19 protein-coding genes are annotated in these 21036 nt (G+C 56.2%); 11 read left to right on the forward strand and 8 right to left on the reverse strand.

The genetic code is table 11. From position 1 onward, the window contains the following. The 4 genes from pilO to JRJ26_17875 all read left to right on the forward strand — a co-directional run. A partial coding sequence (gene pilO, locus JRJ26_17860) for a type 4a pilus biogenesis protein PilO (protein ID MBW2059357.1) occupies positions 1-646 on the forward strand: 646 nt, incomplete at its 5' end. After that, positions 643-2073: a hypothetical protein gene (locus tag JRJ26_17865; GenBank protein MBW2059358.1), complete on the forward strand. Its 1431-nt coding sequence runs from the start codon at positions 643-645 to the stop codon at positions 2071-2073. The genes pilO and JRJ26_17865, both read left to right, overlap by 4 nt. After that, positions 2063-3859 carry a type II secretion system ATPase GspE gene (gspE, locus tag JRJ26_17870; GenBank protein ID MBW2059359.1) on the forward strand — a complete coding sequence of 599 codons (1797 nt, stop codon included), beginning with the start codon at positions 2063-2065 and terminating at the stop codon, positions 3857-3859. Before JRJ26_17865 ends, gspE begins: the two co-directional genes overlap by 11 nt. Positions 3860-3906: 47 nt before the next feature. After that, on the forward strand, positions 3907-5136 hold the full coding sequence (locus JRJ26_17875) for a type II secretion system F family protein (protein MBW2059360.1): 1230 nt from the start codon (positions 3907-3909) through the stop codon (positions 5134-5136). Between the two features lie 27 nt (positions 5137-5163). Here the strand turns inward: JRJ26_17875 and JRJ26_17880 are convergent, their stop codons facing one another. The 3 genes from JRJ26_17880 to JRJ26_17890 are packed head-to-tail and all read right to left on the reverse strand — an operon-like array spanning position 5164 to position 9785. Then, positions 5164-6720: a HAMP domain-containing protein gene (locus JRJ26_17880; protein ID MBW2059361.1), complete on the reverse strand. Its 1557-nt coding sequence runs from the start codon at positions 6718-6720 to the stop codon at positions 5164-5166. After that, entirely contained in the window at positions 6701-8227 is a 1527-nt protein-coding gene (locus JRJ26_17885) for a response regulator (protein MBW2059362.1), read from the reverse strand. The genes JRJ26_17880 and JRJ26_17885 overlap by 20 nt, the downstream gene beginning before the upstream one ends. Next, positions 8220-9785 carry a PAS domain S-box protein gene (locus tag JRJ26_17890; protein MBW2059363.1) on the reverse strand — a complete coding sequence of 522 codons (1566 nt, stop codon included), beginning with the start codon at positions 9783-9785 and terminating at the stop codon, positions 8220-8222. Before JRJ26_17890 ends, JRJ26_17885 begins: the two co-directional genes overlap by 8 nt. 325 nt (positions 9786-10110) lie before the next feature. Here JRJ26_17890 and JRJ26_17895 point away from each other — a divergent pair, with 325 nt between their 5' ends. From JRJ26_17895 to JRJ26_17920, 6 genes are all read left to right on the forward strand, one after another. After that, positions 10111-11529: a sigma-54-dependent Fis family transcriptional regulator gene (locus JRJ26_17895; protein MBW2059364.1), complete on the forward strand. Its 1419-nt coding sequence runs from the start codon at positions 10111-10113 to the stop codon at positions 11527-11529. Positions 11530-11803: 274 nt separating this feature from the next. Beyond that, positions 11804-12250: a prepilin-type N-terminal cleavage/methylation domain-containing protein gene (locus JRJ26_17900; GenBank protein MBW2059365.1), complete on the forward strand. Its 447-nt coding sequence runs from the start codon at positions 11804-11806 to the stop codon at positions 12248-12250. A gap of 111 nt (positions 12251-12361) precedes the next feature. Continuing rightward, positions 12362-12913 carry a type II secretion system protein gene (locus tag JRJ26_17905; protein ID MBW2059366.1) on the forward strand — a complete coding sequence of 184 codons (552 nt, stop codon included), beginning with the start codon at positions 12362-12364 and terminating at the stop codon, positions 12911-12913. Positions 12914-12924: 11 nt separating this feature from the next. Next, a complete protein-coding gene (locus tag JRJ26_17910; protein MBW2059367.1) occupies positions 12925-13599 on the forward strand; it encodes a hypothetical protein in 675 nt (224 codons plus the stop codon). Positions 13600-13601: 2 nt separating this feature from the next. Then, on the forward strand, positions 13602-15827 hold the full coding sequence (locus tag JRJ26_17915) for a pilus assembly PilX N-terminal domain-containing protein (protein ID MBW2059368.1): 2226 nt from the start codon (positions 13602-13604) through the stop codon (positions 15825-15827). Positions 15828-15869: 42 nt separating this feature from the next. Further along, the gene (locus JRJ26_17920; protein ID MBW2059369.1) at positions 15870-16097 is read left to right on the forward strand and encodes a hypothetical protein; all 228 of its coding nucleotides are present in this window, start codon (positions 15870-15872) and stop codon (positions 16095-16097) included. Between the two features lie 30 nt (positions 16098-16127). Here the strand turns inward: JRJ26_17920 and JRJ26_17925 are convergent, their stop codons facing one another. Beyond that, positions 16128-17681, reverse strand: coding sequence for a GAF domain-containing protein (locus JRJ26_17925; protein MBW2059370.1), 1554 nt, complete (start codon positions 17679-17681; stop codon positions 16128-16130). Further along, positions 17632-18558, reverse strand: a complete 927-nt coding sequence (locus JRJ26_17930; protein ID MBW2059371.1) for an HDOD domain-containing protein — start codon at positions 18556-18558, stop codon at positions 17632-17634. Before JRJ26_17930 ends, JRJ26_17925 begins: the two co-directional genes overlap by 50 nt. Positions 18559-18928: 370 nt before the next feature. Between JRJ26_17930 and JRJ26_17935 the strand changes: the two genes are divergently transcribed. After that, entirely contained in the window at positions 18929-19546 is a 618-nt protein-coding gene (locus JRJ26_17935; protein MBW2059372.1) for a dephospho-CoA kinase, read from the forward strand. Between the two features lie 78 nt (positions 19547-19624). Here JRJ26_17935 and JRJ26_17940 read toward each other — a convergent pair whose 3' ends face one another. The 3 genes from JRJ26_17940 to JRJ26_17950 all read right to left on the reverse strand — a co-directional run. Next, positions 19625-19885, reverse strand: coding sequence for a hypothetical protein (locus JRJ26_17940; GenBank protein MBW2059373.1), 261 nt, complete (start codon positions 19883-19885; stop codon positions 19625-19627). Between the two features lie 138 nt (positions 19886-20023). Then, positions 20024-20842: a 2-hydroxyglutaryl-CoA dehydratase gene (locus tag JRJ26_17945; protein MBW2059374.1), complete on the reverse strand. Its 819-nt coding sequence runs from the start codon at positions 20840-20842 to the stop codon at positions 20024-20026. Beyond that, the coding region (locus JRJ26_17950; protein ID MBW2059375.1) for a 2-hydroxyacyl-CoA dehydratase at positions 20832-21036 on the reverse strand (205 nt) is incomplete at its 5' end. The genes JRJ26_17945 and JRJ26_17950, both read right to left, overlap by 11 nt.

The following is a 21036-nucleotide window of genomic DNA, read 5'->3' on the forward strand; positions in this document are numbered from 1 at the left end:
GGAACTCTTGGAGCAGAGCAATCGGATGGGCAAGCAGATGAACATACAATTCGTCGCAGTCAAGCCTCTGGACGAAGAGGAGGGTCCAGGCTTCAGGCGATATCCTTTTCTCATAGAAACCCGGGCCGCCTATCCGGAGTTGGTCAACTTCGTAGATCGTATCGAGAACGGCCTGCGGCTGAGCCTCGGTGATCTCAAGATCGAGGCCGACAAGAAGACTCCTGCAATGCATCGGCTCCAGTTCACCCTAAACATCTTCGAGCTGACCAATGACCTGGGAGCCGACACAGCCGGATCAGACGGGAACCAGATCCTCTCTGCCAGGACGGAGCGGATTTCGGTCGGCCGAGATCCTTTTTCGCCAAAGGCCAAGGCCACGGTCGCTGCGGCTTCTCAGAAACGCAAACCCACCAAGAGAACCGTCAGGAAGCGGAAGCGGCCGAAATTGGTCTTGATGGGCATCATGGACATCGGGGGGAGAAGGAGAGCTATCATCAACAACAGGGCCCTGAGATCGGGCGAAACAATAGAGGGTCAGAGGATCGGCCGGATTGAAGAGGACCATGTGATTGTTGAGGCGGGAGGCAGGGCCTATCCCCTTTATCTCAAGATACCTGCTTCGAAAAAACGTGAGGTCAAACGATGAGGCATTCCATAAGCAGAATCATGAGGGTTATGCTCGGTCTGGCTTTCATCTCCTCCGTGGTTGTGTTCCATGGTCCCGCAAGGGCGGGGGATCTTCTTTCAAGTGACAAGCCCCTCACGATCAGGGTCAGAGATGCGGATATCCGAGACGTGCTCGGTATCATTGCCGAAGAATACGGCCTCAACATCGTCCTGGGGAAAGGGGTAAAGGGGAGAATCTCGTATGAAATAGAAGACACGACACTGAGGGCTGGTCTGGATGCAATACTTAAGAGCAACAACCTCGGTTATGTGATCGAGGACAATATAATCCGAGTTGACGATTTGAAGTCGCTGAGGCTTACCCTCCAGCAGGAACTGGAGATCCGGCGGGCACAGCAGCAGCTCAGGGAGGCCCGGAAGCTCGAAGAACCCCTTCAAACCAGAGAAATCACCCTCGATTACATCGGTGAAACCCTATCTTCCGGGAAAAACAAGGCCAAGGAGCTGAAAAATCTCCTTGAACCCTTACTCAGCCACAAGAAGGAGAAGGGGATCGACAGGGGTGCAAATGTGCAGCTCCTGAAGCAGACCAACACCCTGGTAGTCACGGATGTGGAAGAGAATCTCAGGGAGATCGAGGCGGTTGCAAAGGCTCTGGATAGGCCTCCCGCTCAGGTGAGAATCGAAGCCCGGGTGGTGGAGATGTTTCACGGGGATTCACTGGGTCTTGGGATCCAGTGGGGTGGGAGGTATGAGAGTACCGAGACGACCGCCGACGGAAAACCAAAAAGAACCATTGGAGGGCGCCGGGGTAGCCAAAGCGGCAGCCTCCAGGGCACCCCTCAGAATCTCGGGGTCGATCTTCCCCTCGTAGGCGATTTCGCACCTGTAGGGACGATCGGATACACCCTTCTCGGCAACCTGAGCCTGGATATCGAGCTTCAGGCCCTGGAGCAGAAAGGCAAGCTCCACCTCGTGTCGAAACCAAGCATACAGGTTGTGGAAAACGAAAACGCCGAGATCGTGGTGGGCCAGCAGGTGCCCGTGCCCCAAGGTCTTGATCCGGAAACCGGACAGGTGGAGGTCGCCCAGCAACAGATCGGGACAAAGCTCAACATCAAGCCCAAGATTACCCGGGATGGATCTGTCGTGATGGAGGTCAAGATCGAAAGGAGCACCATTGGAGACAACGTGCTTATCCAGGGCGAGCCCTATTTCACCATCAATAAACGAAACGCCGCTTCCCTGGTCCGGGTGAGGGACGGAGAGACCGTGGTAATCGGCGGGCTTGTTACGACGGATCAGAGGAGCACGCGACAGGCGGTGCCTGTTCTTTCCAGGATACCGATTCTGGGTCTTCTCTTTCGGAGCAAGATTGAGAAGAAAGAATTCGACGAAACCATGATTTTCCTGACCCCTCATATCGTGAGAGTCGATGAGGGATAAGGGGTTTCCCTTGGCGGCAGTGACGGATATCAAACCAGAGCCCGAAGGTTTCGAACAGACCAAGAGCTACACCCTGGACTACAAATCGCTCGGTGCCTTGCTCGTTGAGAGCCGTGTGGTCAGTGAACAGCAACTCCAGAGGGCCCTCGAAAGGCAGAAACAACGAGGAGGCCTGCTGGGCGACATCCTCATCGACATGGGTTTCGCCTCGGAGAAGGAGGTTCTCGGGGCTCTGGCAAAACAGCTCAACATCGATCACATCTCGGCCGAAGAGGTCACCCATATCGACGGGGAACTGCTCAAGATGATTCCCGAAAGGGTGGCCAGGCAGTACATGGCTGTACCCGTGGCTGGCCATGGGAACGTTATCGATGTGGCCATGGCCAACCCCTTCGATATCATCGCCATTGATGACCTGAGGGCAATCACCCAGCGGCGGATCAACACGGCCATCATCTCCAGGGAGGGGGCCAAGCTCCTCATCGAGAAGTTCTATTCCAGCGGGGGCAAGGAGGAGAGCCTGGAGGACGTGCTGAGGGACGTCTCCGAAACGCATGTGGAGTTGAAAAAAGACGCAGAGGAAGACAGGGAAGTCGCTCTGGAACGTTTGAAGGAGCAGAGCGAAGCCGCACCCATCGTCAGGCTTGTCGATTACATTATCGCCAATGCCATCAATGAACGGGCCAGTGACATTCATGTGGAACCCCAGGAAAAGCGACTCAGCATTCGCTACAGAATCGACGGGATTCTTCACGATGTTATTTCTCCAGCCAAGGAACTCCAGATGGCCATCGTGTCCAGGATCAAGATTATGGCCAACATGGATATCGCAGAAAGACGCCTCCCCCAGGACGGACGGTTCACGATCCGAATCAAACACAGGGAGGTGGACCTGAGGGTTTCCAGCCTGCCTACGATCTTTGGAGAAAAGGTCGTCATGCGCCTCCTGGAGAAGGGGAGCCTCTCCTTGGATTTGGAGAAGCTGGGGTTTGATGAGAAAAGCCTGGAGATCTTCAAGAGGCATATTCGGCGACCCCATGGTATGATCCTTTTGACCGGCCCCACGGGAAGCGGAAAGACCACAACCCTTTACTCGGGTCTTTCGGCCATAAAGTCGCCGGAGATCAACATCGTGACCGTAGAGGATCCTGTGGAGTATCAGATCCGGGGGATATATCAGGTCCAGACCAATCCCAAGATCGGTTTGACCTTTGCCAGAGGATTGCGCCACATCCTCCGCCAGGATCCGGACATAATCATGATCGGGGAGATCCGTGATCTGGAAACGGCAGAGATGGGGATCCGCTCGGCTCTAACAGGTCATCTTGTTTTCAGCACCCTCCACACCAACGAATCCACCGGCACCATAACGCGCCTCATCAACATGGGTATAGAGCCTTTTCTTGTCTCCTCGTCTCTCAATCTGGCTGTGGCACAGAGGCTGGTGAGGAGGATCTGCCCGGAATGCAAGGAGTCCTATCGCCCGGACCAAGCCATGCTCTCTTCCCTGGGGTTGTCGAAGGACAATGACATTCGATTCTATAGGGGAAGGGGATGCTCCATGTGCAAGGGGACCGGCTATTACGGCCGGGTGGCCCTGTGTGAGATGCTTGAGATGAAAAAGCCCATCCGGAACCTGGTTCTCAACGGTGCGGATGGGGAGAAGATAAAGAAGAAGGCCATAGAGTTGGGGATGACCACACTCAGGGAAAACGGGATTCAGAAGGTACTCGAGGGAGTCACAACCGTTGAAGAGGTAATAAGGGTCACCATGGAGGATGACTGATTGATTCAGTCTCGCCCTCTTGGCCTCCTTTCCCGAGGGAGACGGGTATGCCGTTCTACGCATATACGGCCAAACAGGAGAGCGGTGGAAACGTAAAAGGGCATCTGGAAGCGGCAGATGAAAACCAGTTGATGGAGATCCTCCATCAACGTAAGTTGATACCTCTCAGCTTCCGTGAAGAGAGGGTGAAGAAACCCCTGAGAGAGAGGCCCTCTCCCGGTATCGTCCTATTTCAACCCCGGATCAAACTCAATGAGGTGCTCCTGTTTGCCAGTCAGCTCTCCGCGATGGTTGAAGCGGGTCTTCCCCTGCTCCGGTGTCTGCAGAGTTTCAGCAAGGAGATCGACAACAGCCATTTCAGGAACATCTTGGAAAGCGTAAGCAGCGAGGTGGAAGAGGGCAGCACCCTCCACGATGCTCTTGCCAAGCATCCGCGAGCCTTCGGTTCCCTCTTTGTCAATATGGTGAGGGCCGGTGAGATCAGCGGAAGGCTCGACCAGGCCCTGGCCCAACTGAGCAGCTATCTGGAGAAGATGGCCGATTTGAGACGGAAACTGGTAAGCGCCATAACCTATCCTTCTTTCCTGATTGTATTTACCACCGGTGCGGTCCTGTTTCTGGTGATCTCGGTGGTTCCTGTTTTCCAGCGCATTTATCGCGGCTTTGGCGCAAGACTGCCGACACCGACAAGAATACTGCTCTCCGCGAGTTCGACCATCAGGGAGTACGGTCTGGTCTTTCTTGGGGCTGCTGTGCTGGTTGCCATCGTTTGTGCTCTGATTCTCAGGCGTCCAGGGGGGCGGTATGCATTTGACCGATACAAGTTGAAAATGCCGCTCTTTGGTCCCCTTCTCAAGAAGTACGCCCTTGTGAAGTTCACCCGAACGCTGGGTGTTCTGATCAACAGCGGTGTCCCGATTCTGGCGTCTCTGGATCTCGTGGCCGAAACGGCTGGAAATTCCTTCATCGAAAGAGCTATCCGGGACTCCTCAACCGCGATCGAGCGGGGCAGAAGCTTTGCCGAGTCCATGAGCGAGAGGAGGGAAGTCTTTCCCGAAATGGTGATCCAGATGGCATCGACAGGAGAGGAATCAGGGGCCTTGGACAAAATGCTGACAAAGGTGTCCAACTTCTACGAGCAGCAGATTGAATCGACCATTGCAGCGCTGACCAGCCTCCTGGAACCGGTCCTCATTGTCCTGATCGGGGGTGTTATCGGATCGATACTACTCTCGATCTTCCTCCCCATTTTCAGGATGGGCCGTGCCTTTCACTGAGGAAGCCGAACCCGCTCATCCATCCCTCTATGCCTTGGCGGGCAGCTCCATGCGAAGGGTAATCCCACCTTGCTGGTCGGCCTCTGGCTCCCTGATCAAGGTGAGGCTTCCCCCGTGGGCCACTGCAACCTGTTGAGCTATGGTGAGCCCAAGACCTGTCCCTCTGTCTTTTGTCGTGAAGAAAGGGTCGAACATCCGTTCCGCTTCCTTGAAGGGAATCGCTGGACCGGTGTTCGAGAAATCGATGATAATCGACCTCGGGGGAGATGTCTCTCGGGCAGATGGTTCCCCTCCGTTTCCGCGATGTGTCTCTACCACGATCCGCCCTTGGTCAGGGGTCGCCTCGAAAGCATTTGTAAGAATATTAAGAACCGCCTGAACCAGTCTGTTTCGCTCGACCACTACTTTCGGCAGGTTCGGGTCGTATCTTTCCACGACTTCGATCGTTCTATCTCTGAAATTGGCCTTGACAAGGTTGACAGCCTCGCGAATGATCTGATTGATATCCCGCGCCTCAAAGTCGGCTTGCGTCGGCTGGGCGAGGCTCAGCAGTTCGTCGGCCACCCTGTTGAGCCTGTCTATCTCCTTGACAAGAATATCTGCGTACCGTCTCTTTCTGTCCTCTTCCGGGAGATCCTCTGCCAGAAGCTGTGCGAACCCCTTGAGAGAGCCCAGCGGCGTTCTGATCTCATGAGCGAGCCCCGCGACAAGACCGCCCAGAGAGGCCAGGCGGTTCATCCTCTCCATCTGGCTCTGCATCTCCTTGACCTGCTCAAAATCCCCGAAATTGGCCACGACCTCCACGAGTTTTCCCGTGTCCCCGGTCAGTATGGAGGTCGTCACCTTTGTAGCCTTCTTCTCGGTCTCAGAGGTTGCCATTACGACATCCTCCCGGGCACAGGGTTCTTGTGCCTCGATCCCCTTCATTATTATCCTAATGAGTTCCCGGTTCTTTCCTGTGATCGGAAAGAGCTCCGTGAAATGGCCTCCTACCACGTCTCTGTAATCACGGCGAAAGATGATTTCCGCCATCGGATTGAAACCAGTTATGATTCCGTCCCTGTTAATGGTGAAGGTAGCCCCTGTGGAGGTATCGAGCATGTAACGACTGACGGACGAAAGCATACGGTTGTACGCCTTGGCGACTTGGCCGATCTCCTCCTGGGAATGGGGGTCAAGACCGCGCGTGAAGTCACCTCGGGCCACGGAGCCGAAGCTTCGGGTGAGTTTTTTCAGTCCCCTCCTGATTGTGAAGTTCACACCGATTCCGGAAAAAAACGCGACGAGCCCGCAGATCAGAACCGTGAGCCGCATCTTGTTGAGTGCGACCTTCACCCGGCTGATGGGCATCTCACCTTCAATTGGGACCGGGCGGTTTTTCTCCCTTGAAGGGGACAAGAGCCTCTGGAATTGCCCCTGAAACGTGTAAAAGAACTCCGATCTCAGGGATCGGTTCAGCTCGGCTGAACCGATTTCCAAAGCAAAGAAACCGGTGATTATCACAAGGAGGAAGCTGAAAACCTGTATGACAATCATCAGCCGAACGCTTGTGAAACGGGACAGTCTATTCTCCGGCTTTGTCATGCTCTTCCTTCTCGATAACCTGTTCAAAAGCCCTGACCACCTGGGGATCGAACTGAGTATCCCGGCATCTGTTCAGCTCGGCCAAAGCCTCTTTTGTCGTCAAGGCTTTCCGGTAGGGCCGATCCGATGTCATGGCATCAAAGGTGTCTGCCACGGCCATGATTCTGGCCCCGAGTTCGATCTCCTCTCCCTTGACGCCGTCTGGATAGCCGCTGCCGTCAAAACGTTCATGGTGGTGCCGGATGATACCCCGCACCGAACTCAAAAAGGGGATGGGAAGTATCATCTGCTCCCCAATTGCCGGGTGTTCCTTGATCTTTTGGAATTCTTCCTGCGTGAGGCGTCCCGGCTTGTTTATGATTGCATCGGGGATCCCGATCTTCCCGATGTCATGGAGTGCACCTGCCCTCTCTATGTCGGCCACCTCTTCGGGGCCTAGGTTCATCTGGCGGGCTATGCTCACCGAATATCTCTGGACACTCTCTGAATGACCGGCCGTATACCGGTCCTTGGCATCGAGGGCCAAAGCCAGAGACTTCATGGTCGCAAAATAACTCTCCTGTAGTTTGATGCCCTTTATCTGGTTGTTGATGGCCACTGAGGCGGTGTCCGCGATAAAGTCGAGATTCCTGAGGTCCAGGGCTGTGTATGGTTGGTCACCGAACCGGTTGGTCACGTTGATGATACCCAAAGGGGTGGTCTGACTCTTCAGGGGCGCCTGCATCAAGGGGAAGCTGATAAGCGCCTTGTATCTCGAGAACTGCTCCGCCTCTGATTTGATGGTCGAAATATCGTCGATTCTCAGCGCCTTTTGGGTCTCCAGGACTCTACCGGCAATCGCCTCTCCCCTGGCCACCCTGGTGTTGCGGATGATCTCCTCCTCCAGCCCAACCGCTGTCGCAATGGTGAGGTACTCCTGTTTCTCATCGAGAAGCATGATGGAGACCCGTTCGCTCACCATGAAATCGGCCACGAACTCCACAATCGATTCTAGGACCGCTTCGAGACTGTCAAGGGAGTTGAGCCGGTTGGCAAAACGGTAGATGTCTCGGAGAGTGCGGGTCTGTTCCTGGACGCGGATTTCAAGGTTTTCTTTTTCCGCCCTGACCCTGTCGGTGAGTTCCTTTTTCTCCAAGGCCCGTTTGACCGTATTGAGCAGGGTTTCCTTGTCAAAGGGCTTGATAATATAATCATAGGCCCCGGCCTTGATACAGGACTGGGCCGTGTCGAGGGACGGCGCGCCGGTAATCATGATTACAGGAACATCGTCACGCTGGACGTCCTTGATCTTCTGAAGGAGCTCCACACCGTCCATCTCCTCCATCCGTATATCGGAGATGACGGTATCGAAGGGATGGGACCGGAATTCCTGGAGCGCTTCCGATGCCTTTCCGACACAGCGTACATCGTAGCCCTCCCTGGTGAGCCGTTTCTGGATGGTCCTCCGGATGGTCTCCTCGTCGTCCACCACCAGAATCCGTTTCAGATTCGGCGATTCTTCAAGCATTTTCGGGCTCCTCCTCAGAGACTGGCAATTCTATGATCGCCGTGGTGTATTCCCCTTCCTTGCTCTCAAATCGCATCTTCCCCCCGTGCTGCTGGATGATATTGTAGCTGATACTCAGGCCCAGTCCCGTCCCCTTGCCGTGCGGCTTGGTTGTGAAGAAGGGCAGACATACCTTATCAAGATCCTTCTCGGGTATCCCGATGCCCCGGTCAGTGAGTTTGATCCGGACAAAGGTTTTCCCTTGGATCAAAGCCTGCTCAGACCGGATCGTCATGATCTTGTTCTCGTCCCGTCCCGGGTATTTCTCGTTAAGGGCGTGACGAGCATTGGTGAGGAGATTGATGAGGACCTGCTCTATCTGGTTGTAGCTCGCACGAAGGGGAGGAAGGCTTCCGTCCGTCTCTTTGACGATCTTTATGTGGTCGAGCTCTATGTGGTGGCCTGTGAGATTGAGGGCGGATTCGATCACCTCTTTGACGTCAAAGACCGAGACTTCTTCGGATCCCTTCTGACGAGAGAAGTTGAGAAGATCCCGGACGATGGTCTTTATCCGCTGGCTATTACGGACGATCTCCTGAATCTCTTCCTGACGCTCCTGATCGTCTGCGGGAATCTCTTCCTGGAGAAACTCCGCATTGCTGAGGATCCCTGACAGGGGATTATTGATTTCATGCGCCACCCCGGCTGCAAGCTCCCCCAGGGAGGCCATCTTGTCGGCCTGAATCAGCTGGAGCTGCATCTGCTTTTTCTCGGTCACGTCCCGGACAACACTGAGGTGTCCGATGACCCGGCCGTCCTCGTCCAGGAGTTTTGTGGTGACACACCACCCGTCAAAGGAGGAACCGTCCTTTTGCCGAAAGGAGACCTCTCCTTCCCAGCGATCCTCCGAATCGCCCCCTTTTCTCATATAGGCAAGAAGAGAGGGGTCCGTATCCGAGGCAAAGAGTATCTCCACGGATTTTCCCACGATAACCTCCCTGGGATAGCCGAACATCTTTTCGCTGCTCTGGCTCCAGAGAGTGACCATACCATCCACATCGGTCGTCAGAATCGCATCGTCGGCAGCAAGAAAGACTTTTCGCAGGTGTTCCTCCGATTTCCTTAGCGAAGCGACCATCTCGTTATAGGCGTGCACGAGTTGGTTGAATTCGTCCTGGGTCGTCACCTCGATGCTTTTGGTGAAGTCCCCCTGGGCGACCGACTGGACACCGGCAGTCAGCTTCTTGAGAGGATACTCGATCGTACGGGCCAGGATGATGCCTGAGATGCAAGCGATCAGCCCTCCCACGATGACGGCCCAGCGCATCTTGTTGAGGGCATTGCGAACCTGTCCCACCGTGAGGACCCTCCGGGCCTTGAGGGGGTGGTGCTCCTCGGCCAGATGGAGACTCGTCCTGAGTGAATCTATAAAGCTGTGGAAGTAGTTCCCCTTGAGCGACCGGTTCATGTCGACTGAGCCCATTTCAAGGGCGAAAAAACCGGTAATGATTACCAAGAGGAAGGTAAAAACCTGGATGATAAGGAACAGGCGCAGCCCGGTAAGTCTCTTCCCTTTCATGGGTCGGATTCCTCTCCTGAGGTTGTGTGGTGAGTATATGATCCATGTCCCTGCCGTGTCAATTCAGAGGCTCCCCTCCGTCACGGAAGCAACGGGAGGCGGCGAACCCTTGCCTCTCCGGTTGGCCCCCGCGCCGGGGTTCTGTGCGTCCTTTGCCAGGCGTTTGCAAAAAGACTGCCAAGGTGGTAGGGTGTTCCCTGTTTGGTCGGGGGGTTCGTATCCGGTGCCACACGGGTCGGACCCTTTCACGGAGAGCCAGGCAGAGGGGATAACCTCCGGCCTGTCTGGTCACACTTTCAGAGTCATAAGGAGGGGAAAGCGGGCGATGGCATTCCCGAGGATTCTGGTTGTCGAAGATGACGCCAGCATGGGATTTCTCCTGTGTGAGGCCATGGGCAAAGAAGGGTATGAGGCCCTTGTCGTCTCCACCGGAGAGGAGGCCCTTTCCAGGCTCAACCATGAGGACTTCGACCTGGTCATTCTCGATCTCAGGCTCCCCGGTATGAGCGGGATGGATGTCCTGGTTAACCTGAAGAAAACCCACCCGGATCTGACGGTCATCATGGTTACCGCCCACGGTTCCAAGGACGTTGCTCTCGAGGCTATCCGCGCAGGTGCCTACGACTATTTCACCAAGCCTTTTGAGATCGATGAGATGCGTACCGTTGTCCGTCGTGCCCTGGAAAAGGCCCGGCTCCAGGAGGAGGTTCGCCGCCTCAGACAGAGCATCGGAGAGAGGGAGAGGCTGCGGAACATAGTCGGCAAGAGCAAGGCCATGGAGGAGGTTCTCGAACTTGCCAAAGCCGTATTTGACAAGGACATGACCGTGCTGATCACGGGGGAGAGCGGGACCGGGAAGGAACTCATCGCAGAAGCAATCCATTACAACAGCCCCAGAAGGGCGGGACCTCTCGTGAAGCTGAACTGCGCGGCGATTCCTGAGAGCCTCATGGAGAGCGAGCTTTTCGGTTACGAAAGGGGGGCCTTTACAGGAGCAACCAGGCAGAAACCCGGGAAATTCGAAATAGCCGACGGCGGTACTCTCCTGCTCGATGAGATCGGCGACATGAGCTCCGCTACCCAGTCCAAGCTCCTGCGAGTTCTTCAGGAGCAGGAGTTCGAGCGGGTGGGAGGGGTTTCGCCGGTAAGGGTGGACGTTCGTATCATCGCTTCAACCAACCGCGACCTGACTCGCGCGGTTCGGGAAGGGAAGTTCCGTGAGGACCTTTTTTTCCGGATCAACGTTATCCGCATCCACATCCCCTCCCTCAGGGAACGCAAGGAGGACATACCTCTGCTGGTGGAGCACTTTCTCGATATTCTCCGGAAACGATACCAGAAGAGAATCGAAAGGGTTTCGGAGGAGGCCATGAACCTCATGGTCAACTATCCCTGGCCGGGCAACGTAAGGGAGCTGGAGAATTCCCTCCAGCGGGCGGTCGTCTTGGCCAGAGATTCGGTGATCAGGGCTTCCAACCTGCCCCCGGAAATCCAGGGACAGGGGAAGAACGGGCTTGCCGGTCTCCCGGACCTGGGCGACGGTGGACTACTGAGTGAAAAGATGGAGGGGCTCGTACAGGAGGTGGAAAAACGTGTCATCCTCGAGGCTCTCGACCGGGCCGGTGGAAGACGCGACAAGGCTGCGCGGCTGCTGAACCTGAGCCTCAAGACACTCTATAACAAGATGAAGAAATACGGTCTCTTGAGGAAGGGGAAGAAGAGTTCGGAAGGGAATTACATGTAACAAATTACCGATTCTTTGACTACACCCTGGTTTTCCATGTCTAGACTCGCCCTCTCATGGCTTTCGCTGGGAAGAGGCAGAAGATAAAATATCTTTTATTCTAATTAGTTACAGCAAAACAACCGTTGGGTTCCCGCTGGGATATCTCGCCCGATGGTTGTGGCACCGCCCTTGCTTAATTCGCCGGCAAGGAGAGAAAGGACAAAGGGGCGGCCCAAGCAAACTGGCACCCCATGTTTCGCATCTCCAAGTCTATGGAAAGGAGCAGAGAACCATGAAAAGAAATGCGATAGGCAAAGCAGGTTTCACCTTGGTTGAGTTGATGGTGGTGATTATCATCGTGGGGATTCTCGCGGCCATTGCGGTACCGCTTTACACGGACTACACGGAAAAGGCAAGGGTCACGGAGGCAACAGGCATGATAGGAGCCATCATTACTGCCGAGAAGGTCTATAAGCAACGAACGGGCAACTACTTCGATGCTTCGACTGTAGACGATTTCAAGAGCCATGGGGTCGACATCGGTGATGCCATCTATTTTACTTACAGTGCCACCGCGGATGGTGGGACGAGCTTCACCGTGACGGCTTCCGGAACCACGAAGTTCGAGGAGGTGGCGGGAACGAGCACGATCACCTATGACAGTTCGCAACCTCCCGGTTCCCGATGGTCGTGCAGTACGGGAGGAAAGATAACCGACGACATGCTCCCGCTGGAATAAGAACCGATGACTGGCTCTGAGCTGGGACGTGCCGAATCCACGTTACTCTACTGAGAATCGGCACGTCCTCCAGCGGTCATTGATCCACGGGGACGACAAGGGCGTGCTCAAATGAAGCCTTCCACGGGAGTCGAGGAGATCGGGAACAAAAGGGGGTTCTGTACCTCCCGGGCGCGGGTGATCCAGAGGTGCAGGACCTACCGGACATCTCAATCCGGTGTCTCTCTGGTGGAGATCCTGATAGCCATTATTGTCCTCGGGCTGGCGGCGGTCTCTGTCTCATACATGTTCGGGACAGCTGGGGCCGATGTGGACCGCCTCGGAAAGGAGCGGGTCTGTCTCGGCGTGGCCCAGAGGGAACTGGAGGAGCTTCTTTCACTTCCCGATGACTCCCCGGAGCTCTCTGTAGGGCGCCACTTTTGCAGGTTCAGGAGGCCGCCGGCCTCCCCGGCGGCGGATTCGGGAGGAGATCTCTTTGTCGAGTGGGAGGTCGTGGAGATCGACGACCCATACGGCAAGGGGCAGGACTACAAGAAAATCGTTCTCACCCTCTATGACGACCGGCTGGACGACAATGCCTGGCCCCTTGGGTTGAGTGACCTCGACGCCGAAGTCGATCCTGTGGAGCGGGTCATTACTCTGACCACGATCATGACTCCGTAGGTTGGTTTTCTATGATCGCCTCTATTGCCGAGAGAAAGGCCTCCTGGCCCCTGACGGGGCGGAGGGGTACCGTTCTCGTCGAACTCCTCGTTGCATCGGCCATTCTCGTTGTGGTGATTCTGGGGGTCTCCACCCTTTTCCTCGGGAACATAAGGGCCTTTGACAGGGGAAAGGATCAGATGGAACTTCAGAGGATCGGGTCCCTGGTTATGGAGGGAATGACTCGTGCCCTCCAGGAGGGCAGCCGGGTGGCGGGGAATTACTACGATGACACATCAGGTGCATTTCGGGCTATTCAGATCTTCTATCCTGGAGAGCCCTTCTTCGATTCGAACCACAACGGAGTCTGCGACAGTGGAGAGGACTTTATCGATTTGAATGGGGATGGAGTCTGGAACCCTGCGAGCGGGCCGGAGGCCAACGCCATGCCTACGGTCTATTTCGAGTTCGATACGGGCAACGAAACGATCCAAAAAGGGACGGAAGAAGCCGACAGCACTCCCTGGGACGCCCTCACGAACGACATTACAAGGGGCTCGATCCGATGTGACCACCTCGGCTTCGTTATTTCATTGGACGGCCGGACAGTTGGCATCGCTTTGACGATCCGAAACGACATGAACACCGGTGACCAGACAGACGACTTAAGCATGGCTTTTGCCTCCTCCGTGAATCTGAGGGAGTGAACATGGGGAAGCCGGTGGAGAAAATGGTTATCTCGTCCTCTCCCGGTAACGGCCCTCAAGGGAAGAGGGCTCTTTCCCAGGAAAACGGCCTTTTCCTTTCCACGGGGAGAGATATCCGGGGATACGCCCTGATCATGGCCGTGGTCTTTGTCTTCTTCCTCACGATGTTCGGCTTTGCCTTCTATCATCTGGCTGAAACCGATGTGGACCTCGTGGCAGACCTGTCGAACTCCCTTGAGGCCTTCTATGCGGCAGAGACCGGTCTGGAAAAGACGGGATGGATCATGAGGCACCGCCCGGCTATTGAACAGGCGGGCCCCTTTGCCAATCTCAACCCATTCAGCCCCGCCTTCTATACAGGAAACGGGTTCGAGGACTTCCGGCAAGTAGCCCACGGCAACTCGAGCCAGGAGGGGGACTACGGGAGAGGCCTTCTTTCATCCGCGAGCTCGCCCTTTCCCCCGTACTTCAGGATCAACTCCATAGACGCGCGAGTGGTCGACGAGGCGGATCCGAGGCTCATGACCTCCGTCCGGGTCAAGGTCCTGGGAGCCGTCGATGTCGACGGTGACGGAGTTGCAGGTCTCACCGGCACTGATTCAGAAGGCTTTCCTGTCGACCACGATGACGTGAACCGGACGTTCGATGCCGTCATCGGCCTGCCTGGCTCCCTGGCCGAGAACGTTTCTATCGGCTCACCCGTCTTTTATGACGATGCCGGGACGGAGATCACCGGCTTTCCTCTCCTCTACACAAGGCTGGTCACGCAGGACGGATACGATGTGCCGGCTGAGAGCGGTTTCTTCTACTGGCATAAGTCCGATCCGGTGACAGGTTGGGACCGTTTCGATTACGTCCTTGGGAGGCCGATGAAGAAGGGGGAGATAAGACTCCCTCCGGGACTATTTGACGAAACGGGGGGTCCCCGTGCGGCCTATTTCTCGGCGGCCGATGCGAGACAGTACGCGGGAGATCAGGTATTCGACAGAGGAAACGACCCCACCCGGGGGACCAGTGGCAGAGAGGTCGTCTACGTTGATGGAAACGTGGTGATCCAGGACGTGGACTTTGGGCACCTCGATAACGATGGCAACCTCAGAGGCTGCGACTGGAACGCAACCGATGTCGCCGTCATTTCTACCGGAACCATTACCGCAAAGAACATCCACTGTGGAAACGTGGGCCGCCTTACCCTCATTGCCCGGGACATCCTTCTGGTGGGCAGCTATGACACACGGATAAACGGGATCGCCCTGGCGAGCGGGTCTGTCATCCTCGACGATCAGGAGACTGTGGGGAACCCTCATGGGTGTCCGAGAGGTGTGTTGAAAAACGAGAGTTCCCAAGAGCCGCTTCGTTACACCGCCTATTTCATGGGGACAATACTGGCTGGCACGAGCATCAGGCTGAAAAATGCGGGGTGGACAGTACTTCTTGACGAGAAGGCTATCAACGGCCTCATGTATGACGCCACCCTCTCAAAACCGACAAAGGTCTATGAAACCGCCGAGAACGAAGACGGGAATTTTCCTTACCCCAGATGGATAAAGCATGGCGGCGAATTGGGGGTCGAGCAGGAATCGTATACACCCGAGGAGATCGGGGCTGGCGAGGGGGCTTCGTGGGACTCCGGAGGTGATGACACTCCCGACGTGATGCGGGTCTTTCAGGAGACTGTTTGGAATTCGGCAGATGAAAGACACGATTTTGGACTCGAGGACTCCGTGGAACTCGACTTTGAGGACATCGGGATCGGACTCCAGGACTTGTCGTACTATCCGGTGCTGACCTTCTGGATGTCCCTTGACAACTTCAGAAGAACTTCAGGATCGAGAGAGACCCTTCGGATGTTCTATTTCTTCTTACAACTGCAAGACGACTACGACAAGAATGCCTTCTTTAGCCTTTCGGAGGGAGAATCTCTTTATGACGATATGAACAGCCCGGGGGAGGGGGCATGGAAGAAGGTGCGAATACCCCTGGCAGGGGTTGACCCCACCAGCGATTTCAATATCAAACTCGTGGACGAAATCAGGCTCGACTTCTACGGCTTAACGATCAGCTGGTACAACCAAGAAGATATTCGACAATGGATCGACTACGATCCGGATAACACGGATTACGGCTATGACGGGCAATTCGTCTTCCACCTGGGAGAGCCGGACACCTATGGCAACGACAGCTACCCGGTCAGATTCTGGCCTCCGGGAGCAGCCACCTATCACTGACCCTACTATACGGACGCCGGAGGCGACCCCTATGACACTGCTTTGAGTCCGGATGATGATCCTCATGACCACTGGATCAAGTGGAATCCTGACCCCGCAGATCCCGCCACCATGGAGAACCTCTGTTTCGAGAAAGAATTCAACCCGAACCTGAGAATCGACCAGATGGAGGTGCCTGGAAAACCCGGCAGGGCCGACTATCTCGAATACGGCCCGGCCCGGTGTTTTCGCTATGCCGTGACCCACCTCAAAGAGCACAATGTGTTTTGACCCGGTACAATTTCGGGCTCTTGAGGAGGGTCATGCCACCTGCTGTCTGAAGAAGAGCCTCAGAGCTTGCTCGACCACAGCAGGGTGGAACTGTCTGCCTGCATGTTTCAGAAGTTCCCGGCGAATAGTCTCCGGGGGGAGGGCACTCCGGTAAGGCCTCGTCGAACCCATGGCATCGAGAGCATCGGCGAGAATCAGAATATGGGTGGTCAGGGGAATCGACGGGCCTTCCAGCCTGTCCGGGTACCCGCTGCCGTCGTACCTCTCGTGATGGTGCCGGATGAGCGGTCGTGCTCGCGCCAGGAAACGGACGTCCCTGACAATCCTCTCTCCAATCTCAGGATGCTTTTGTATCTCGCGGTACTCCACGTCGTTGAGAGCCCCTCTCTTTCTCAGGATCTTCCCGCTGATCCCGATCTTCCCCACGTCGTGGAGAAGGCTGGCGTATTCGAGAACCTCCCTCTCTTCCTGCTCCACCCCGAGGGAGTCGGCCATCTCGAGGGCGTAACGGGTAACCCTCTCGGTGTGCCCTCTTGTATACGGGTCCTTTGCTTCGATGGCGTTGACCAGGGCCAGGATCGTCTCCTTGTAGCCTTCCCTTACGTTCCGATAGAGATCGGCGATTTCGATGGCGATAGCGACATGACGAGCCAGGGTGGAGAGAAACACGAAATCCCTGTTTGTGTACCCCTGGCTCCCGAACCGGTTGAACAGCGTAAGCGTTCCGGGGGACCCCTGCTTCGGGACTATCGGGACGGAGAGAACCTGCCGGATCGGAAAGGCGAAGTCCTCTCCCTTTCTTCCGAACCGGATGTCACGAGCATAATCGTTCACCATCAGAGGGCTCTGCTTCCCGATGACCCACTTCTCAACAGGGGTCAGGTGCTCCCGCCGCTGCTTCGGGGAACCCTTCCGGCCGCTGGTGAGTATGAAGGGCTCGCCATTTTCTTTGACCCACACCAGGGCCGCCTGCTCGCTGGGCACGACTTCGATGGCGTAGTCGAGGATGAATGCCAGGAGGCGGGGCAAGTCGGTTACCAGGAGCAGTCTCTGGCTGATTCTCTCCAGTACGTCGAGGCGGTGCCGTTGTTGCGAGATTTTCTCTGCAAGGAGTTGATTCTCGATCTTCATACCCAGCAGAGAAGCCCATCCTACCAGTTGATCGAGCTCCTCCGGACAAAGGAAACCAGATTCATGGGGCCCTTCCAGGGCGAGGAATCCAAAGCCTCTGCCCCGCACAACAAGGGGGACGAGAAGGCGCGACTGCCCGGCCATTCCATGCGGGGCCAGGTCCGGGATGAACCTGGCCTTCTTCTCCTGTACAAGCCAGTCGATGATACCGTCTTCGACAAGGTCGCCGATCCATTCCGGTCCGGTCCGGCCGGGAGGGTCGGTCTGCTGGAGCTGGAACTCCTCGTTCTCGTTGATCAGATAGAGGGCACACCGGTGGAAATCGGATACGCTGCGCACCAATCCGAACAACTGGGTGATCGCCCCCTGGTGGTCGTGATGGTCAAAGGCGACCCCCAGCAGATCATCCACGGGTATGAGGTGAGGAACCTTCTGGTCTTTCCAGGAATTCATCGATCTGATGTCGACACCTCTTGAGCTCTGAACTGAATCCTTCGATATCGGTTTCGTCTAGGTCGAGTTTTCTCCCTTTGAGGGTGTTCCAGGCTCGCCGGTCGAGGACAGGATCATCCCACCAGGGGTCTCCTGTATCCAATCCGTTGCGAATGGCCACCAGGTCGGCCAGATGGACGACAGCGCTGATCAGGGGGGTCTCGGTGCTTCTCGCAGGATCATGGTGGTCCCGAATCGCCTGGCTGATCGAAAGCGGCAGGTTCCAGTGGTCTGCCAGGAGGTATCCCAGCTCTGCATGGGTTATCCCCATGCAGGCCTCCTCTGCCTCTGCCGAGGTGAACCGGTGATCTACCACCCGCCCGACAACCTGGGAGAACTCTCCCGGCAGGTACCTGGCCAGTACGACCTTTCCTATGTCGTGGAGGAGCCCTGCCACAAAGAGCTCGCCTGTGACCCGATGGTGAAAAGTTCTGGCCATCCCCTTTGCAGCAAAGGCGCATGCCAGCGAGTGTTCCCAGAACCTCCATATATCAAAACCCGCGCCGTCGCAGGAATCTTTGAAGAGTTCGATCACCGCAGTGCCGAGAATCATCTGTTGAATCTCATTCAAACCGAGGACAATCAAGGCATGGCGAATCGTCGAGATCCGTCTCGGGAAACCATAGTAGGCGGAGTTGACCACCTTGAGGATCCTTGTGGTGAGTGACTGGTCCAGGGAGATGACCCTGACTATTTCATCGACCGAGACCTCCGGATCGGCCACCATCTCGTTGAGCCTCGCCACCACGCCCGGAAGAGAGGGAAGCTCTTCCACCTTTCTGATGACAGAAACGGCGGGGTGGCCCGGTGGGGCCGAATGGTTGGTGCTGGCCTCCATGGGAGCTGTCTTCCTCCGTGGCACCGAGAAGAGAATCCATAGATGTCATTCGTCAAAATCGATAGGCAACTTGAGGACGAAAGGCCCGGGTGGTTGATAGCGGTCTTTCGTTCTTGAGCCCACGGGATGACTCTCTCGAGGCTGCCGGGCCGGCTGCACTGGGGATGGGAAGCATTGACAATCCGGCTGGCCCGCTGTACAAAAAAACCGAACCGTGGGTCACCGAAAACGTCTCCGAGGCGAACAGGCCGGGGTTTCCCAGGGTAGCCGTATTGTCGAACCGGCGAAACCCGGAACAGGTGGGAAAGCTTCTCCAGAGATGAGAGCCGGCATTTCTCAGTGACCGGGAGTCGGGCAGGGAAGTTGGAGAATGGTTGTTGTTGCCTTGACCGGAGGTATTGCCACCGGTAAGACCACTGTGGCCAGGATGTTTGCCGAACAAGGGGCTCTGGTCATCGATCTGGACAGGCTAAGCAGGCTGGTGGTTGAGCCTCACAAGCCCGCATGGAAGGAGGTCGTCGCTGCTTTTGGGCCAACGGTGGTGAGGCAGGACGGATCCCTCGATCGGAGCCGTCTCGCTCGTATTATCTTCAGAGACCCTGCAAAAAGGAAGAGGCTCGAGCAGATAGTTCATCCTCGGGTCTTGGAGGAATACGAAAAGAGGTTGAAGGAGATTCTAGACAAGGGGGCCGAACATGTTGTCATCGTAGACATACCCCTGCTTATGGAAGTCGGTATGCAGGATGATTTCGAAAAGGTGATCGTGGTCTATATCCCTGTTGAATCCCAGCTCAAAAGGCTGATCGAGCGGGAAGGGTTGAGTGAGGAAGAGGCAAGAGCTTGGCTGAACTCACAGATATCCATCGAGGAGAAGGTCGCCCTCGCAGATTTTGTCATCGATAATACGGGGTCGATCGAGCGGACCCGGCGGCAGGTACGTCGCATCTACAAGACTCTCAGGATGTTGGGCAGGGAAGAGGGGAGGTGAGGCGAGAAAAGGGCGTCTTGCGTGGATCGAGGGGATCTGTAGAAACAGGAGAGAAAAGGGGTGGAAGAGACGGGCGGTTCAAGGACGTGGTTTGTTCTGGCCGGACTTCCGCCTTTCTATCCCATTCCACGGTTTGGCCTTGAAGCTCCGGGAGGCTTTTCTTATGAGCTCCAGGTGGCCGAACAGGGAGTCGGCGGGTTTGACCACATAGGGTATCTGCTTGCCCATATGGAGGAGCCTTGAACCGTCGATGATTACATAGTCGTTTCGATCCAGAAAGAACCGCTCTCCCGTAAACGGTATGATCACCCGGTACACGTCGCCCTTTTCTCTTCTCATAAAGCCTCCCGGATCTTTCGGGAATAGAGCCTTCCCGAGAGACCCTTCCGGTGCGGCAGATGGAACAGCACGGGACTGAGCTTGCGAATGTCATGCCAAAGTGGGAGGGGGCAGGGGGCGGGATATGGGGAGAGGGGACTACTGCTCAGGCAGAAGAGAATCCATCGCAATCAGGGCAGCCCCCAAGGCCCCCACAATCTGAGGTTCCCCTGGGAGGTTGATCGGCGTCTTGAAGCGGCGTCTGAGAGCCTCGACCATGCCCGGGTTCTTGGCCACTCCTCCTGTGAAGGTGATCTCCCCTTCGACGGAGAGGCGCTTGGCCATCCGGTAGATCCTCGCTGCGATGGAATCGTGAATTCCTCCAAGTATCTCCTCCCGGCTCACCCCCTGGGCAATCAACGAGATCACCTCGGACTCGGCGAAAACCGTACACATGCTGCTGATAGTGGCTCTTTTCTTGGCCCGTAAAGAGAGAAGGCCCATCTCCTCCAGGGAGGTTTCCAGGGCCCCCGCCATGACCTCCAAGAAACGGCCTGTTCCGGCTGCGCATTTGTCATTCATCACGAAATCGGCGACCCTCCCCTGGTTGTCGAGAACAATCACCTTGCTGTCCTGGCCGCCCAGGTCGATTACGGTACGGGTTCCCGGAAATAGATGGCCGGCTCCCCGGGCGTGGCAGGTGATCTCGGTCACCTGCCGTGCCGGAAAAGGGAGATTGGACCGGCCGTACCCCGTTGCCACAACGGCCGAGACCCGAGACCTGCCGACGCCTGCTTGCCTGAGGGCTGATGCAAGGCTCGATTCGATTGCCCGCTTGATGCTTGAACCGGTAGCCACGATCGAGTACCCCAGGATCTCCTCTGGGCCTATGATTACCGCCTCCGTTGAGAGAGAGCCGATGTCGAGACCTAGGGCCAGGTGAGTACTTCTCGGCGATTCCAATTCTCTACCTCCCATCCAACATTTCCACGAAGGCCTCCAGACGGGTCCGGGTCTGCTCTGGAGAATAGTTGGAAGGATCGCCACCGTCTCCGTGGAGGATCAGACAGGGGATGCCCTGATCCTTCAGAACGTCGGCCAGCACGCTCGCACCCCCGCAGCTCTGGCGACATCCCCAGTGAGAGAAGTGGATTACCCCATCCACCTCATAG

The organism is Deltaproteobacteria bacterium (genome assembly GCA_019308905.1).
Taxonomy (GTDB): domain Bacteria; phylum Desulfobacterota; class BSN033; order WVXP01; family WVXP01; genus JAFDHF01.

Bases quoted from the DNA above. Each gene is read 5' to 3' on its own strand.
- JRJ26_17865 (MBW2059358.1), top strand. From the start codon at position 643: ATGAGGCATTCCATAAGCAGAATCATGAGGGTTATGCTCGGTCTGGCT.
- gspE (MBW2059359.1), top strand. From the start codon at position 2,063: ATGAGGGATAAGGGGTTTCCCTTGGCGGCAGTGACGGATATCAAACCA.
- JRJ26_17875 (MBW2059360.1), top strand. From the start codon at position 3,907: ATGCCGTTCTACGCATATACGGCCAAACAGGAGAGCGGTGGAAACGTA.
- JRJ26_17880 (MBW2059361.1), bottom strand. From the start codon at position 6,720: ATGACAAAGCCGGAGAATAGACTGTCCCGTTTCACAAGCGTTCGGCTG.
- JRJ26_17885 (MBW2059362.1), bottom strand. From the start codon at position 8,227: ATGCTTGAAGAATCGCCGAATCTGAAACGGATTCTGGTGGTGGACGAC.
- JRJ26_17890 (MBW2059363.1), bottom strand. From the start codon at position 9,785: ATGAAAGGGAAGAGACTTACCGGGCTGCGCCTGTTCCTTATCATCCAG.
- JRJ26_17895 (MBW2059364.1), top strand. From the start codon at position 10,111: ATGGCATTCCCGAGGATTCTGGTTGTCGAAGATGACGCCAGCATGGGA.
- JRJ26_17900 (MBW2059365.1), top strand. From the start codon at position 11,804: ATGAAAAGAAATGCGATAGGCAAAGCAGGTTTCACCTTGGTTGAGTTG.
- JRJ26_17905 (MBW2059366.1), top strand. From the start codon at position 12,362: ATGAAGCCTTCCACGGGAGTCGAGGAGATCGGGAACAAAAGGGGGTTC.
- JRJ26_17910 (MBW2059367.1), top strand. From the start codon at position 12,925: ATGATCGCCTCTATTGCCGAGAGAAAGGCCTCCTGGCCCCTGACGGGG.
- JRJ26_17915 (MBW2059368.1), top strand. From the start codon at position 13,602: ATGGGGAAGCCGGTGGAGAAAATGGTTATCTCGTCCTCTCCCGGTAAC.
- JRJ26_17925 (MBW2059370.1), bottom strand. From the start codon at position 17,681: ATGAATTCCTGGAAAGACCAGAAGGTTCCTCACCTCATACCCGTGGAT.
- JRJ26_17930 (MBW2059371.1), bottom strand. From the start codon at position 18,558: ATGGAGGCCAGCACCAACCATTCGGCCCCACCGGGCCACCCCGCCGTT.
- JRJ26_17935 (MBW2059372.1), top strand. From the start codon at position 18,929: ATGGTTGTTGTTGCCTTGACCGGAGGTATTGCCACCGGTAAGACCACT.
- JRJ26_17940 (MBW2059373.1), bottom strand. From the start codon at position 19,885: ATGAGAAGAGAAAAGGGCGACGTGTACCGGGTGATCATACCGTTTACG.
- JRJ26_17945 (MBW2059374.1), bottom strand. From the start codon at position 20,842: ATGGGAGGTAGAGAATTGGAATCGCCGAGAAGTACTCACCTGGCCCTA.